Raw genomic sequence first — 14,797 nt, 5'->3', positions numbered from 1 at the left:
CCCCGCGCGTCCGTGGCGGACGGGGTCAGCCGGTGGCGACGCCGCCCCAGTCGCTCCAGTAGCCGTAGCCGGAGGTCTCCTGACGGGGCGTCGGGAAGGCCTCGGTCGGGGCGGTCCAGAAGCCCTCGCGGAGCGAGAGCGCCATGCCGGCCCAGTCCAGGGCGGTCTCCACGGTGTGGTGCAGGGCCTCCTGCGACCAGGTGTCGTCGAAGACCAGCGGCAGCACCGGGGCGACCTGCTCGATGGTGGCTATCAGCGGGTTGTGGGTGATCGCCTCGTCCACCAGCAGTACGATCGGCTTGCGCAGCGAGGACGCCCAGCCCAGCTCCAGCGCGACGCCGGCCGAGAGCGGGGCACCGACGTAGGCGAAGACCAGGTCGGCGGTCTGCAGCGCGCGGAAGTCGGACGGGACGCGGGGCTCGGGGGCGCGGCCGTTCACCGTCCAGGCGTCGCTGTGGTGGGCGCTGTAGACGGCGGCGCCGCTCTTCAGCAGGGTCGAGCGCAGGGTGGTCAGCCGGGTGCGGCTGGCCAGCGTCACCACGCTGTCCGCCGGGCCGGTCAGCCGCATGAGCGGCGCGGCGAGGAACACCCGGGCGCGCCGACCCTCGGGGGTCTGAACAGCGCGGTTGCGCAGGTACGGCTCACTCATGACGACTCCGGACGAATCGGGGGCGGGGAGCGAATCCCCACAAGCAGTGTGGTGGTTTTAGAGAATGCTGCTGCGCATTCGTTGAGGCCAAAACTATTTGGTCGAGTTCATGTCACCTGGTCAGCGCCCCCGTGAACAACTCGCACCGACCAGTGGGAGAGTGCATTGATCGTCCCGGCCTGGGGGGTGTGGCGTCTACCGGCACTCGATGTCATCTCCCTGCCTGGCAGAGAGATGACACACCTCTTACGCTGCCCTGGTATGCGCCGGGAGTGGCAGGATTTATATTGAACCGATAGTCATACCCGTGATCAGTCCAGGACCACACAGGACCACATTGGAGGGAGTGCTCTCGTGCGTAGTGCGCGTCGCCTCATCGCCTCAGCCGTTCTCCTCGGTGCCGCACTTTTCCTCGGCGCGGGCACCGCTAACGCTGACAGCGTCTGGCAGCTGAAGTCGGCCAGGGTTACGGCCGCCGCTCTCGCCGACGACAGCGTCTGGCAGTAGCGCAGGCCACGGGGGCACCTATCCCGCCGGGGCGGTCAGACGATGTCCGGGCCGTCCTCGGCGGGCTCCTGTGCTGCCGCACTGTCCTGGGCCAGACGCCAGCCGAGCTGGAACAGGGTGTCGACCCCGTAGTCCTCACGCATCTCGGCTATGTGGCGGGCCAGGGTGCGCTCGCTCAGCCCCAGGTTCCTGGCGATCACCCGGTGGCCGATGCCCTGGGCCATGGCTCTGATGATCTGCCGGCGGAGGCTCGAGAGCACCTCGGGCGGCACCTCGCGGCTTCCCTGGAACGGGATGGCCCGCTCCCAGAAGGACTCGAAGGACTGGATCAGGTACGTGATCACGGCCTCGTCCCGCACGAAGGCCGCCTGGGTCATGTCCTTGCTGCCCGGGATGATCGCGACTTTGCGGTCCACCACGATCAGGATGGTGAACGGCTCGTCCAGGGTCCGGATCTGACTGCCCGCCTGCGTCATCGTCTCGACGTACTCCAGGGTCGGGCTGGAGTAGCGGGCGCTCGGCTGGTAGATCGTCCTGGTCGTTCCGCCGCGGCGGAGCACCTCCATGTCCCGCTCGATCGCGGTCCGGACGGTCTCCGGCCGCCGACCGCCACCCGGCTGCGCGGTGAGCAGCTCCTGGGAGCAGTTCTCGACCAGGGCGGCGAGGCGTTCGTTGATGGCCACCTTGCCCTGGACGTACTCGATCGAGCCGCCTCGGTCAGCACGTCGGGTGAGCTCGCTGTAGGCGTCGCCCAGCTCCCGGATCTCGTCGTCGAAGGCCGCCGACCGGGTCAGCAGTTGGACCGCCTCGCGCCGCCAGGCGGCGCTGCGGGAGGTGGACAGCCGCTCGGGATCGACCGCGACAAGGGTGCCCGGAGTGTCCAGATCGCGTACGAAGAGGCCGTAATCGAGCAGTTCCTGTGCGTCTGGACCGGTCGGTTCCTGTCCGTCTGCGGTCAAGCGGCCGCCTGCCTGGATGGCCGACAGGTAAAGCGCACGTGCAGTCCGGGAGAGCGGGTTTCCTCCGGGTTCCGCCGAGGACAAACTCCCTGGTGCGCTCACTCGTACCGCTCCTCTCCGCCCTTCGTCCGTGGGGCTCTGCGGGTGCTGCACAGTGAAGCATAGGGATCAATACGGATGATAGGCAGAACGGTTCGACCACTGGGCCGGCCGTTCGTTTACAGCCACCGTACGGCTCACAGGATGCACCCTGACACGACCGACGGGCGGGAGGTCACCCCCCGGACGGAGGGGCCGCCCGCCCGATCGGCGAACCACCGGCTACCGCTTGGGGCGCCAGACCACCAGGGCGCTGGACTGCTGGACCTGCTGGTAGGGGACCAGGTCACGGCGGTAGGAGGCGTGCACGGCGGCCTCCCGCTGCTGGAGCGCGGCGGCCGCGCCCTCCAGGGCGTCGACCATCTCGCCGACCTTGGCCTGCAGGGCGGCGACCTGGTTCTCCAGCTCGATGATCCGCTTGATGCCCGCCAGGTTGATGCCCTCGTCCTGGGAGAGGCGCTGGACCTCGCGCAGCTGCTGGATGTCCCGGGCCGAGTAGCGGCGGCCGCGGCCGGCGGTGCGGTCGGGGCAGACCAGGCCGAGGCGGTCGTACTGGCGCAGGGTCTGCGGGTGCAGACCGGAGAGCTCGGCCGCGACCGAGATCACGTAGACCGGGGTCTCCTCGGTCAGGACGTAATGAGCCCGGGGGCGGGCGCCGCCGGGCAGGCCTTCGCCGAGGCCGGGGCCGATGGGAGGGGTCGGGCTCATCTGGTCATCACGCTCCCTCTGCCGCCTTGAACAGGGCGGCTCGCGGGTCGTCCGAGGCGGTGGCCTCGCGGTACTGCTCCAGGGCGGCGAGGGCCTCGTCGTCCAGGTGCTTGGGGACCACGACCTCCACGGTGACCAGCAGGTCGCCGCGGGTGCCGTCCTTGCGGGTGGCGCCCTTGCCGCGGGCCCGCAGGGTGAGGCCGTTGGCGCTCCCGGCCGGGAGTTTGAGCTTCACCGAGGGGCCGTTCAGGGTGGGCACCTCGATGGTGCCGCCCAGCGCGGCTTCGGGGAAGGTGACCGGCACGGTGACGGTCAGGTTGTCCGCCTTGCGGCCGAACACCGGGTGGGCGTCCACGTGCACGGTGACGTAGAGGTCGCCGGGCTGGCCGCCCCGCTCGCCCTGGGCCCCCTTGCCCTTGAGCCTGATCCGCTGCGAGTCCTGGACCCCGGCCGGGATGCGCACCTGCATGGTGCGGGCCGAGGAGGCCCGCCCGCTGCCGTGGCAGACCGTGCAGGGGTCGTCGACCAGCATGCCGCGGCCCTTGCAGTCCCGGCAGGGCTCGGAGAGCGCGAAGGCGCCCTGGCCGCGGCTGACGGTGCCCGCGCCGACGCAGGTCGGGCAGACCCGGGGGGTGGTGCCGGCCTTGGCGCCGGTGCCGGAGCAGGCCCGGCAGGCGGCCTGACTGGTCATCCGCAGCGGCACGGTGGCGCCGTCCACGGCCTCCTCGAAGGCCAGCGTCACCTCGGTCTCGACGTCCGCGCCGCGGCGCGGCTGGGGCTGCCGGGGGCCGCGGTTGAACAGGCCGCCGAAGAGGTCGCCGACCCCGCCCCCGCCGCCGCCCTGCGCCCCGCCGAACAGGTCGCCGAAGTCGAAGCCGCCGCCCTGCGGGCCGCCGGCCCGGAAGCCGCCGCTGCCGAAGAGGCTGCGCGCCTCGTCGTACTCCTTGCGGCGCTTGTCGTCGGAGAGGACGTCGTACGCCTCGGAGATGTCCTTGAACTTCTCCTCGGCCTTGGCGTCACCCTTGTTGGCGTCCGGGTGGAACTCGCGGGCGAGCTTGCGGTACGTCTTCTTGATCTCCGCGGTGGTGGCGTCCTTGGGCACGCCGAGGACCTTGTAGTAGTCCTTCTCCACGTAGTCCTTCGCGCTCATGGCTGCCGCCACCTCCCGTGGCTGTTCCGTACTGGGTCGGTCGGGGATACGGCACTGCGGAGCCGCCCGTCGTCCAGGACGACGGACGACTCCGCAGTGCGTGCCGTGTCAGCTCTCCGAGGCACCGTCGGCCTTGTCGGAGTCCGACGAGTCGGCATCCGCGGCGGTGGTCTGGGTGCCCGGCTGGGGCTCCGCCACGGCCACCATCGCCGGGCGGATGATCCGCTCGCCGATCCGGTAGCCGGGCTGGAGGATCTGCACGCAGGTGTCCTCGGTGACGTCCGAGGAGTAGCTGTGCATCAGCGCCTCGTGCAGCGTCGGGTCGAAGGGCTCGCCCTCCTTGCCGAACTGCTGCAGCCCGAGCTTGGCCACGACCGTCTCCAGGCTGTCGGAGACGGACTTGAACCCGCCGGTGACCTCACCGTGCTCGCGGGCCCGGCCGATGTCGTCCAGCACCGGGATCAGGGCCTCCAGGATGTTGGAGACCGCGATCTCACGGACCGTCAGACGGTCGCGCTCGACCCGCTTGCGGTAGTTCTGGTACTCCGCCTGGAGGCGCTGGAGGTCGCCGGTGCGCTCGGCCAACTCCCGCTTCGCGGTGGCGAGTTCGTCACCACCCGCGACGGCCTCCTCGGCCGCCTTCAGGACGGCCTCCTCGGCGGCGGCGGAGTCGTCGCCGGGCTCGGTGCCCTGCGGCTTCTCCGTCATGCCGACGCACCGCCCTTGGGCTTCTCGTCGTCCACGATCTCGGCGTCGACGACGTCGTCGTCCTTGGCGCCGGCCGCGCCGGCGTCACCGGCCGGAGCGGCACCCGCGGCGTCGTTCTGCGCGTACAGCGCGGCGCCGAGCTTCTGGGCGGTGGTGGAGACCTTCTCGGTCGCCTCGCGGATGGCCGCGATGTCCTCGCCCTTGAGGGCTTCCTTGAGCTCGCCGATGGCGGTCTCGACCTCGGTCTTGACGTCGGCCGGGAGCTTGTCGGTGTTGTCCGCGATGAACTTCTCGGTGGAGTAGACGAGCTGCTCGCCCTGGTTCCGCGTCTCCACGGCCTCGCGGCGCTTGGTGTCCTCCTCCGCGTACTGCTCGGCCTCGCGCATCATGCGCTCGATGTCGTCCTTCGGCAGCGCGGAGCCGCCGGTGACGGTCATCTTCTGCTCCTTGCCGGTGCCCAGGTCCTTGGCACCGACGTGCATGATGCCGTTGGCGTCGATGTCGAAGGTGACCTCGATCTGGGGCAGGCCGCGGGGGGCCGGCGGCAGGCCGGTCAGCTCGAACATGCCGAGCTTCTTGTTGTACGCCGCGATCTCGCGCTCGCCCTGGTAGACCTGGATCTGGACCGACGGCTGGTTGTCCTCGGCCGTGGTGAAGATCTCGGAGCGCTTGGTCGGGATCGTGGTGTTGCGCTCGATCAGCTTGGTCATGATGCCGCCCTTGGTCTCGATGCCGAGGGACAGCGGGGTGACGTCGAGCAGCAGGACGTCCTTGACCTCGCCCTTGAGGACACCGGCCTGGAGCGAGGCGCCGATGGCGACGACCTCGTCCGGGTTGACGCCCTTGTTGGCCTCCTTGCCGCCGGTCAGCTCGCGGACGAGCTCGGCGACGGCCGGCATGCGGGTGGAGCCGCCGACCAGGACCACGTGGTCGATCTCGGACAGGCTGATGCCGGCGTCCTTGATGACGTTCTGGAACGGGGTCTTGCAGCGCTCCAGCAGGTCCGCGGTCAGCTGCTGGAACTGGGCCCGGGTGAGCTTCTCGTCCAGGTGCAGCGGGCCCTCGGCCGAGGCGGTGATGTAGGGCAGGTTGATCGAGGTCTCGGAGGACGAGGACAGCTCGATCTTGGCCTTCTCGGCCGCCTCGCGCAGGCGCTGGAGCGCCATCTTGTCCTTGGAGAGGTCCACGCCGTGGCCGGCCTGGAAGACCTTGACCAGGTGGTCCACGACCTTCTGGTCCCAGTCGTCGCCACCGAGGTGGTTGTCACCGTTGGTGGCCTTCACCTCGACGACGCCGTCGCCGATCTCCAGCAGGGAGACGTCGAAGGTGCCACCGCCGAGGTCGAAGACCAGGATGGTCTGGTCGTCCTTGTCCAGGCCGTAGGCCAGGGCGGCGGCGGTCGGCTCGTTGACGATGCGCAGGACGTTGAGGCCCGCGATCTCACCGGCCTCCTTGGTGGCCTGGCGCTCGGAGTCGGAGAAGTAGGCCGGGACGGTGATGACGGCGTCGGTGACCGTCTCGCCCAGGTACGACTCGGCGTCCCGCTTCAGCTTCTGCAGGATGAAGGCCGAGATCTGCTGGGGGTTGAAGTCCTTGCCGTCCAGGTTGATCTTCCACCCGGTGCCCATGTGGCGCTTGACCGAGCGGATGGTGCGGTCGACGTTGGTGACCGCCTGACGCTTCGCCACCTCGCCGACCAGGATCTCGCCGTTCTTGGCGAAGGCGACGACGGACGGCGTGGTCCGGGCGCCCTCGGCGTTGGTGATGACGGTGGGCTCACCGCCTTCGAGAACGCTGACGACCGAGTTCGTCGTGCCGAGGTCGATGCCGACCGCGCGTGCCATCGTGAATACCTCCGGGAAGAAGTTGAGCTTTACAGGCTCAAGGATGCACGGCCCTCCGGGGAGAGTCAACTGCCATGAGTGGATCCGGCTCAACTTTACTGCGCGCTTATGTCGTCCCCTGCTCCGAGCGGGTGAGTCCGCCCTTAGTGACAGCCGCCATACCCGGTGCGTCTTCTGAACGGGTGTTAACGCGCGGTAGTCTCCGGGCCGTCGGCCCTGAAAGTTACTGATGAGTACACTCAGGGGGAACCTGCACACATTCCAGCCGCTGGAGACGGAGAGCCGATGCAGCTAGCAGCGATCGTCATCTCGCTGGTCACCTTCGTGATCGGCACCGCGCTCGCCGCCCGGGCGGCGTTGTACATCTACAAGGTGGTGCGCACCGGCGCCGCCGACGGCACCCGCTTCGGGCAGCCCGCCCAGCGCGTCGCCACCGTGGCGAAGGAGTTCTTCGGCCACACCAGGATGAACCAGTGGGGTGTCGTCGGCATCGCGCACTGGTTCGTCGCGGTCGGCTTCTTCTCGCTGGTGCTCACCCTGGTGAACGCCTTCGGGCAGCTCTTCGACGCCGAGTTCGTCCTGCCGGTCATCGGCCACTGGCTGGTGTGGAACGTCTTCGTCGAGCTGATCGGCACCCTGACCACGCTGGGCATCCTCACCCTGATGGTGATCCGGCTGCTCAGCCTGCCCTCCCGGGCCGGCCGCAAGTCCCGGTTCGCCGGCTCGATCGCCTGGCAGGCCTTCTACGTCGAGTACACGATCCTCGGCATCGGCCTGTGCATCATGATGCTGCGCGGCCTGGAGGGCGCCCTCGAGGGCGTCGACTCCTTCGATCCGGCGTACCTGGTCTCGTACCCGATCGTCGCGGCCTTCCGCGGCGTCGCCACCGGCACCCTGGAGAACCTGGTCTACCTGTTCGCGATGCTGAAGATCTGCATCTCGTTCGCGTGGGCGACCACCATCGGCGTCAACCCCTCGATGGGCGTGGCCTGGCACCGCTTCCTGGCCTTCTTCAACATCTACTTCAAGCGCGAGGAGGACGGCGGCACCGCCCTCGGCGCGCTTCGTCCGATGACCAGCGGCGGCCAGCCGATCGACTTCGAGGACCCGGCCGACGACGCCGTCTTCGGCGTCTCCCAGGTCGAGCACTTCGCCTGGAAGGGCATCCTCGACTTCTCCACCTGCACCGAGTGCGGCCGCTGCCAGTCGCAGTGCCCGGCCTGGAACACCGGCAAGCCGCTCTCCCCGAAGCTGCTGATCATGAGCCTGCGGGAGCACGCCTTCGCCAAGGCGCCGTACCTGCTGGCCGGCGGCGGCAAGGACATGGAGGGCAACGAGCAGGCCACCCCCGAGCAGCTCAAGGACGTCCCGGCGGCCGCGCTGGCCGAGGCCGAGCGCCCGCTGATCGGCACCGCCGAGGAGAACGGGGTCATCGACCCCGACGTGCTCTGGTCCTGCACCACCTGCGGCGCCTGCGTCGAGCAGTGCCCGGTGGACATCGAGCACATCGACCACATCGTCGACATGCGCCGCTACCAGGTGATGATCGAGAGCTCCTTCCCGACCGAGGCCGGGACGATGCTCAAGAACCTGGAGAACAAGGGCAACCCGTGGGGCATGGCCACCAAGGCGCGCCTGGACTGGGTGAAGGAGCTCAAGAAGGAGACCGGCATCGAGGTGCCGGTGATCGGTGAGGACATCGACCCGGCCGAGGTCGAGTACCTCTACTGGGTCGGCTGCGCCGGCGCTCTGGAGGACCGGGCGAAGAAGACCACCAAGGCCTTCGCCGAGCTGCTGCACACCGCGGGCGTGAAGTTCGCGATCCTCGGCAAGGAGGAGACCTGCTCCGGCGACTCCCCGCGCCGCCTGGGCAACGAGTTCCTGTTCCAGATGCTCGGCGCGCAGAACGTCGAGACCCTGAACGCCGCGCTGGAGGACGCCCCGGCCAAGCGGATCGTGGCCACCTGCCCGCACTGCTTCAACACCATCGCCAACGAGTACCCGCAGCTCGGCGGTCACTTCGAGGTGATCCACCACACCCAGCTGCTGCAGCACCTGATCGACGAGGGCAGGCTCCTCCCGGTCAACCCGGTCGAGGGCCTGATCACCTATCACGACCCCTGCTACCTGGGCCGCCACAACAAGGTCTACACCCCGCCGCGCGAGATCATGGACAAGGTCCCCGGTCTGCGCCAGCAGGAGATGCACCGTCACAAGGAGCGCGGCTTCTGCTGCGGCGCCGGCGGCGCCCGGATGTGGATGGAGGAGCGGATCGGCAAGCGCATCAACACCGAGCGCGTGGACGAGGCGCTGTCCCTCAACCCGGACATCGTCTCCACCGCCTGCCCGTTCTGCCTGGTGATGCTCTCCGACTCGGTCAACGGCAAGAAGAACGACGGCGCGGCCAAGGAGCACCTGAAGGTGGTCGACGTGGCCCAGCTGCTGCTCGACTCCGTCAAGGCGCAGCCCGCCGACCCGGAGCCGGTCGAGGCCTGAACCCGGCCGTGATCCGGCGCCCACCCCGGCCCCGGCCGCCCCTCACGGGCGGCCGGGGCCGGGGTGCTCCCGGTCCGTTCCGACGGCCCGGCGCCGGGGCCCGCGGGGGACGTGCGGGCCCTCGGCCGCGGTGGTGAACACCTGGGGGAGGTTTGGTGCCGCTTCCTCGGCCCCCGGGGCGGGACCGCGAGGTCCGGTGGCGTCCACGGGGTGTCGGGTGGTACGTATCGGACCCCCGTTGGAACGGGGGCGGTTTGGAACGAAATACAGTAGGCGTCGAACTCGTGGACCACGAGCGGACGACAGCGACAACGTCACCTCGCGACCTGGCGGGGCCGGCGGCAACGGAGCAAGGGGAGAAGCGCGACCATGACCGAGGCGATCATGCTGGTCGGTGGCAAGGGCACACGGCTGCGCCCGCTGACCACCCACACCCCTAAGCCGATGCTGCCCGTCGCGGGCGTCCCCTTCATCGCCCACCAGCTGGCGCGGGCCGCCGCCGCCGGGGTCACCCGCGTGGTGCTGGCCACCTCCTACCTGGCCGAGGTCTTCGAGGAGCACTTCAAGGACGGCAGCCCGTACGGGCTGGAGCTGGTCTACCTGACCGAGGAGGTGCCGCTGGGCACCGGCGGCGCGATCCGCAACGCCGCCTCGGGCCTGACCTGCGGCCCGGACGAGCCGGTCCTGATCTTCAACGGCGACATCCTCTCCGGCCTGGACATCGCCGCGCTGCGGGACGGGCACGTGGCCGCCGGCGCCGACGTCACCCTGCACCTGACCCGGGTCGAGGACCCGCGCGCCTTCGGCCTGGTGCCGACCGACGAGCAGGGCCGGGTGCTGGAGTTCCTGGAGAAGCCGGAGACCCCGGAGCAGATCGTCACCGACCAGATCAACGCCGGGTGCTACGTGTTCACCCGATCAGTGATCGATCGCATCCCGGCCGGCCGCGAGGTCTCGGTCGAGCGCGAGACCTTCCCGGAGCTGCTGGCCACCGGCGCGCTGGTGCGCGGCGTGGTGGACACCTCGTACTGGCTGGACCTGGGCACCCCGGGCGCCTTCGTGCGCGGCTCGGCGGACCTGGTGCTCGGCAAGGTGGACTCCCCGGCCGTCCCCGGCGAGACCGGTGAGGCGCTGCTGCTCCCGGGCGCCGAGGTGGCCCCGGGCGCGGTGCTGAGCAACGGCACCGTGGTCTCCGAGGGCGCGGTGATCAAGGGCGGTGCGATCGTCGAGGGCAGCGTGGTCCTGCCCGGTGCGGTGATCGCCGCCGACGCCCACGTCAAGGACTCCATCGTCGGCGCGTACGCGAGCGTCGGGGAGCGCTGCTCGCTGGACGGCGCGGTGATCGGCGACGGCGCCACCGTCGAGGCCGACAACGAGCTGCCGAACGGCATCCGGATCGCCTGCGGCACCCTCCTGCCGGTCGGTGCCGTGCGCACCACCGCCGGCCCGGGCGGCTGCCCGGCCGGTGAGACCCCGGCCGCCGTGGTGCACGGCCACAAGGCCGCGGCGCGCTGACCCGTCGCTGACGGTCCGTCGGTCCGGCGCGGGGTCACAGCACTGCTGCAATCCCGCGCCGAAGCCATGATCAACCGACGTGTGGTCAGCTCCAGCGGGTACCTTCGTGCCGTGGCTGGCAACGCATACGACAACGGTGAGGGCGCCGTCGACCCCCGGCAGGGCTGGGGGGCGGCGCCCGGCGGGCAGGGTGCTCAGGGAGCGCCGGGACCGCAGGGGCACGCGCCGACGGGGGAGCCCGAGTTCTTCACGGCTCCGCATCCGGCGTACCCGCAGCAGGGCTACCCGCAGCAGGGTCCTCCGCAGGCCTACCCGGACTACCCGCAGCCCGAGTACCCGCAGTCGGACTACCCACAAACGGAATACCCGCCGCCCGGGTACCCGGAGGGCGGCTACGGGACGGACCTGCCCGGGCACACCCGGGTCTTCTCGGTCGACGAGGAGCAGCACTACGCCTCCGCCCCGCAGGGCGACAACGTCGCCACCTACCGGGCCGGCGGCCAGTCCACCCCGCGGGCGGGCGGTCCGCGCCCGGCCTGGAAGGAGCTGCTGACCGGCCTCTACCGGGCCCCGGTGGCCACCTTCGACCGGGTCCGCGACCACCAGGTCTGGCTGCCCGCGCTGACCGTCTCGGCGCTGTACGGCGCGCTCGCCGTGCTCGGCCTGGGGTCGACCAGGGACGACGTCTTCGGCTCCACCTTCTCGGTGGCGCTGTCGGCCATCGCCGGCTCGGCGGTCGCCTTCACCCTGGCGGGGGCGATGCTCGGCGCGGTCACCTACGGGCTGGCCCGCCAGCTCGGCGGCGACGGCCCGTGGCCGTCCACCATCGGCCTGGCGGTGCTGATCGCCTGGACCAGCGACGTGCCCCGGCTGCTGCTGGCCCTCTTCCTGCCCGCCGACAACGCGGTGGTCCAGGTGGTCGGCTGGGCCACCTGGCTGCTCTGCGCCGGGCTGCTCACCACCATGGTCCGCCGGGTGCACGACCTGCCCTGGGGCAAGGCCGCCGGCGCCGCCGCCATCCAACTGCTCGCCCTGCTGGTGCTCATCAAGCTCCCCACGCTGGGCTGACCCTCCCTCCCTCTTCTGTGCACGACCTGCACCGCGACGTACGGAGCCACCGCATGACCACCCTCCCCACCACCCGCGTCAGCTTCCCGGCCGGGGAGGTGAACGGCTCCTCCACCGTGCTGGCCGTCCACCCGCTGGCCGACGGCCGGTACGCGGTGGTCACCGAGGAGAGCCCGTTCCACCCGCTGGACCACACCTGGCCCGACCAGCCCGCCGACCTCGGCACCCTGACCGTGGACGGCGCGGTCCACCCGGTGGTGGACTGCCTGACCGGCGGGTACGGGCCCGAGGGCGAGTTCCTGGTCGGTGCCGAGATCCCGGTGCGGCGCGGGGACGAGGCCTGGTCCTGGCTGGTGCTGCACGTGCTGGACGGCGACCCGGGAGCGGTCACCGGCCGCCCGGTCGAGCTGGCCGTGGACCCGCAGCGGCGGGCCCTGCTCTCCTCCGCGCACAGCGGCTGCCACCTGCTGGCGCTGGCCCTGAACGAGGCGCTCGCCCCGCGCTGGCGCAAGGACCCGGGCCGCTCCGACGCCCTCGGCCACCCGGACTTCGACAGCCTGGCGATGGCCTCCTCGGTGATGGACACCGAGGCCTCCACCGACACCTACCGGCTCGGCAAGTCCCTGCGCAAGAAGGGCTTCACCACCGAGGCGGCCGAGGAGCTGCCCGCGCTGGCCGAGGCGCTGCCCGCGATCACCGAGGCGGTCAACGCCCGGCTGGCCTCCTGGGTGGCCGCCGACGCCGCCGTCCGGATCGACGTCCCCGGCCCCGAGCTGACCGCCCGCCGCCAGTGGCACGCCGAGCTCCCCGAGGGCGCGGCCACCATCGCCTGCGGCGGCACCCACCTCCACCACCTGGGTGAACTGGCCGAACTGCGCACCGAGTTGACCCTGTCGGAGGACGGCAGCGAGCTGGTCGCCGTCACCCGCCCGAAGCGGGCCTGACCCAACGTCGAAGGGGCGGCCACCCTGGTGGGTGGCCGCCCCTTCGGCGTTGTCGTCAGACCTTGGTGCGGTGGAAGTTCAGGTAGGAGCGCGAGGCCGTCGGGCCGCGCTGCCCCAGGTAGCGCGAGCCGTAGCGCTCGGAGCCGTACGGGTGCTCGGCGGGGGAGGAGAGCCGGAACAGGCAGAGCTGACCGATCTTCATCCCGGGGTAGAGCTTGATCGGCAGGGTGGCCACGTTCGACAGCTCCAGGGTCACGTGACCGCTGAAGCCCGGGTCGATGAAGCCGGCCGTGGAGTGCGTCAGCAGCCCGAGGCGGCCGAGGCTGGACTTGCCCTCCAGCCGGGAGGCCACGTCGTCCGGCAGGGTGATGACCTCGTACGTGGAGGCCAGCACGAACTCGCCGGGGTGCAGGATGAAGGCCTCGTCGCCCTCCGGCTCCACCAGCCGGGTCAGGTCGGGCTGCTCCTCCGCCGGGTCGATGTGCGGGTACCGGTGGTTCTCGAACACCCGGAAGAACCGGTCCAGCCGGACGTCGATGCTGGAGGGCTGGATCATCGAGGGGTCGAACGGGTCGATGGAGACCCGGCCCTTGTCGATCTCGGCGCGGATGTCAGAGTCGGAGAGAAGCACGACACGAGACTACGTGAATCCGCCCCGCGGGCCGCATCGAGCCCACGGAGCGGAAGGACGCCCCGAAGGCTCAGGCGAGGAACTCCACCGCCTCCCGGCGCAGCGCCCGCTCCACCTGCGCCCCGGTCAGCTCGCTCAGGTCCGCCAGCACCGAGCTGCGCAGCCGCCCGCACTGCGGGCAGCGGATCAGCCTGCTGTTGCCCAGCCGCCCCGCCCCGAGCGTCCGCATCGGAAAACCCGCCGTGCTGAACAGGTGCCCCTCGGCACACCGGACGACGGTACGCTGCTCCATCGCGATCCCCTTCCCAGGCCCACTCCGAACCTGCGTCACATTAGGGGATCTACCGGACATTCCACACGGCAACGCGCCGCCCCGTCCGAGCGGGGCGCGGACAACTCCGCAGATGGGGTAGAGTGTTGATCGACCGGCCCGTCCCTGACGGACCGTCAGTGCGGACGTAGTTTAATGGTAGAACAGGAGCTTCCCAAGCTTCTAGCGCGAGTTCGATTCTCGTCGTCCGCTCCACTTCCGAAGCCCCGGGTCAGCGACCCGGGGCTTCGTCGTTGTCCGGGGGTGTCCCGTCGGGGGTCGGCGGGGCTCAACTCCCTTGTGGGGGCGGGCTTGAGCGCGGCCTGACCGCGGACCGACGAGCAGGTGACGGAATCAGCCCGCCTGCTTGGCCCCCCCCGATCGCGCAAGCCCTTCAATCGGGCCTACGTGGCCCGTCGGGCCGCCAGAGCGCGAGGAGAGCGGGATGGCTTCCACCGTCGGCGTTGGGGCCGGTGTGCACGCAGGTGCCGCCGGTGAGTTCGTTCTCGGCGGGGACCTGACGATCCGCCGGACGGGGTACGGGGCGATGCAGCTCGCCGGGCCGGGGGTCTGGGGGCCGCCGCGGGACCGGGAGACCGCGCGCGCCGTGGTCCGCCGCGCGCTGGAGCTGGGCGGCCGGCAGGCCTAGGAAGGCATCTCATTTGGAGAGCCGTCGGGTGCAGATGAGGGCTGCGGCGATGCTGGCGAAGGCGGCGAAGTGGTCGGCCTTGCGTTCGTAGCGGCGGTGGAGTCGGCGGAAGCCGCCGAGCCAGGCGACGGTGCGCTCGATCACCCAACGGTGGCGGCCGAGGCGCTGAGAGGACTCGACGCCCCGGCGGGCGATGCGGGCTGGGATCTGCCGTCGTCGCAGGTAGGAACGGATGAATCGGTGGTCGTAGGCCTTGTCGCCGTGCAGTTTGCCGGGACGGCGGCGCCGCGGTCCGCGCCGTGAGCGGATCGGCGGGATGGCATCCACAAGAGGTATCAGGGCCTGGCTGTCGTGCAGGTTGGCCCCAGAGACCGCGAGCGAGAGGGGTAAACCGGTACGTTCGGTGAGCAGGTGGATCTTCGACCCGTACTTGCCCCGATCGACAGGATTCGGACCTGTCAGTTTCCCCTTTTCAGGGCCCTCATGTTCACTGAGTCGACCGCGCAGCGGGACCAGTCCAGCTGGCCCCGCGAGCCGAGCTCGTCCAGGAGGACGCGGTG

The 14,797-nt window shown here is 70.5% G+C and carries 10 protein-coding genes, 1 tRNA gene and 4 pseudogenes; 6 read left to right on the top strand and 9 right to left on the bottom strand.

Annotation, left to right across the window (positions count from 1 at the left end):
• Window positions 1–25 precede the first annotated feature (25 nt).
• The 6 genes from ACWCYY_RS33350 to dnaK form a co-directional block, all read right to left on the bottom strand.
• Window positions 26–649: a hypothetical protein gene (locus ACWCYY_RS33350; RefSeq protein ID WP_345289953.1), complete on the bottom strand. Its 624-nt coding sequence runs from the start codon at window positions 647–649 to the stop codon at window positions 26–28.
• Window positions 650–1,191: 542 nt separating this feature from the next.
• The gene (locus tag ACWCYY_RS33345; RefSeq protein WP_345289952.1) at window positions 1,192–2,115 is read right to left on the bottom strand and encodes a helix-turn-helix domain-containing protein; all 924 of its coding nucleotides are present in this window, start codon (window positions 2,113–2,115) and stop codon (window positions 1,192–1,194) included.
• A gap of 321 nt (window positions 2,116–2,436) precedes the next feature.
• Window positions 2,437–2,922, bottom strand: a complete 486-nt coding sequence (locus ACWCYY_RS33340; RefSeq protein WP_345289951.1) for a heat shock protein transcriptional repressor HspR — start codon at window positions 2,920–2,922, stop codon at window positions 2,437–2,439.
• 7 nt (window positions 2,923–2,929) lie between these two features.
• Window positions 2,930–4,072: a molecular chaperone DnaJ gene (gene dnaJ / locus ACWCYY_RS33335; protein WP_345289949.1), complete on the bottom strand. Its 1,143-nt coding sequence runs from the start codon at window positions 4,070–4,072 to the stop codon at window positions 2,930–2,932.
• A 108-nt stretch (window positions 4,073–4,180) separates the two neighbouring features.
• Window positions 4,181–4,780, bottom strand: a complete 600-nt coding sequence (gene grpE / locus ACWCYY_RS33330; RefSeq protein ID WP_449798145.1) for a nucleotide exchange factor GrpE — start codon at window positions 4,778–4,780, stop codon at window positions 4,181–4,183.
• Complete coding sequence (gene dnaK, locus ACWCYY_RS33325; RefSeq protein WP_345289947.1) at window positions 4,777–6,624, bottom strand: molecular chaperone DnaK; 1,848 nt, start codon at window positions 6,622–6,624, stop codon at window positions 4,777–4,779. The genes grpE and dnaK overlap by 4 nt, the downstream gene beginning before the upstream one ends.
• Window positions 6,625–6,909: 285 nt before the next feature.
• Here dnaK and ACWCYY_RS33320 point away from each other — a divergent pair.
• The 4 genes and pseudogenes from ACWCYY_RS33320 to ACWCYY_RS33305 form a co-directional block, all read left to right on the top strand.
• Window positions 6,910–9,151, top strand: a pseudogene (locus tag ACWCYY_RS33320) ((Fe-S)-binding protein); the annotation flags it as partial.
• Between the two features lie 338 nt (window positions 9,152–9,489).
• A pseudogene (locus ACWCYY_RS33315) lies at window positions 9,490–10,554 on the top strand (sugar phosphate nucleotidyltransferase); the annotation flags it as partial.
• A gap of 192 nt (window positions 10,555–10,746) precedes the next feature.
• Window positions 10,747–11,703: a YIP1 family protein gene (locus ACWCYY_RS33310; protein WP_449798144.1), complete on the top strand. Its 957-nt coding sequence runs from the start codon at window positions 10,747–10,749 to the stop codon at window positions 11,701–11,703.
• A 53-nt stretch (window positions 11,704–11,756) separates the two neighbouring features.
• Window positions 11,757–12,647, top strand: coding sequence for a metal-dependent hydrolase (locus tag ACWCYY_RS33305; RefSeq protein ID WP_449798143.1), 891 nt, complete (start codon window positions 11,757–11,759; stop codon window positions 12,645–12,647).
• A gap of 55 nt (window positions 12,648–12,702) precedes the next feature.
• Here the strand turns inward: ACWCYY_RS33305 and dcd are convergent, their stop codons facing one another.
• Window positions 12,703–13,278 (bottom strand): dCTP deaminase, encoded by a 576-nt coding sequence (gene dcd, locus ACWCYY_RS33300; RefSeq protein ID WP_345289942.1) that lies wholly within the window; start codon window positions 13,276–13,278, stop codon window positions 12,703–12,705.
• Between the two features lie 70 nt (window positions 13,279–13,348).
• On the bottom strand, window positions 13,349–13,570 hold the full coding sequence (locus tag ACWCYY_RS33295) for a hypothetical protein (RefSeq protein ID WP_380149833.1): 222 nt from the start codon (window positions 13,568–13,570) through the stop codon (window positions 13,349–13,351).
• Between the two features lie 160 nt (window positions 13,571–13,730).
• On the opposite strand from ACWCYY_RS33295, the gene ACWCYY_RS33290 reads away from it, so the two are divergent.
• Both ACWCYY_RS33290 and ACWCYY_RS33285 read left to right on the top strand, forming a co-directional pair.
• A tRNA-Gly gene (locus ACWCYY_RS33290) sits at window positions 13,731–13,804 on the top strand.
• Window positions 13,805–14,033: 229 nt separating this feature from the next.
• A pseudogene (locus tag ACWCYY_RS33285) lies at window positions 14,034–14,222 on the top strand (oxidoreductase); the annotation flags it as partial.
• A gap of 24 nt (window positions 14,223–14,246) precedes the next feature.
• Here the strand turns inward: ACWCYY_RS33285 and ACWCYY_RS33280 are convergent.
• Window positions 14,247–14,797 (bottom strand): annotated as a pseudogene (locus tag ACWCYY_RS33280) (IS5 family transposase); the annotation flags it as partial.

The sequence above is a fragment of the Kitasatospora sp. NPDC001664 genome, from assembly GCF_053596675.1.
The sequence above is the reverse complement of the archived record's forward strand: the minus strand, read 5'-3'. Positions and strand labels throughout refer to the sequence as shown.